Genomic DNA, 631 nt, shown 5'->3' on the forward strand with positions numbered 1-631 from the left:
CCCCGCCGGCGGGGCTGCGCCTGGCCGACGTCGTCGCGGCCTCGAGCGCCTACCCGCCGTACTTCGCGCCGTTCGACCTGGACGCCACGACGCTCGAGCTCAGCGGGGGTCACGCCGGGCACCTCGACGCGGCCGCCCGCCCCCGCATCGAGCGCACCGTGCAGCTGCTCGACGGCGGCATCTACGACAACCTCGCCCTGGAGCCGGTGTGGCGCGACCACGCCGGGGTGCTCGTGAGCGACGGGGGCGCGGTGTTCCGGGCCCGCAGCGCGCGCACGCCGCTGGGGCGCATCCTGCACGTCATCAGCATCGCTGCCGGTGGCGGGGAGGTGACGCGTCTACGCTGGCTCCACTCGGCCTACAACTGGGGCGTGGTCGAGGGGGCCTCGTGGGCCATGGACTCGCGGGTCCCGCAGAGTTACCCCATCGAGGTGGCGGCACGCATCAACGCCATCCGCACGGACATGGACGCCTTCAGCGAGGCCGAGCAGAAGATCATCGAGCGGCACGGCTACGGGGTGGCCGACTCGGCCATCAGGCGGTACGCCCCGCACCTCATCCTGCGCGACGCGCCGGCGCGCTACCCGCACCCGGAGGTGGCCGACCCCGAGGTGGCGCTGCGGGCGCTGCG

General features: G+C 74.5%; 1 pseudogene. It reads left to right on the forward strand.

Annotation, left to right across the window (positions count from 1 at the left end):
• Nucleotides 1–631, forward strand: a pseudogene (locus tag HMPREF3099_RS08720) (patatin-like phospholipase family protein); the annotation flags it as partial.

Source organism: Kytococcus sp. HMSC28H12 (genome assembly GCF_001816045.1).
Classification (GTDB): Bacteria; Actinomycetota; Actinomycetes; order Actinomycetales; family Dermatophilaceae; genus Kytococcus; species Kytococcus schroeteri.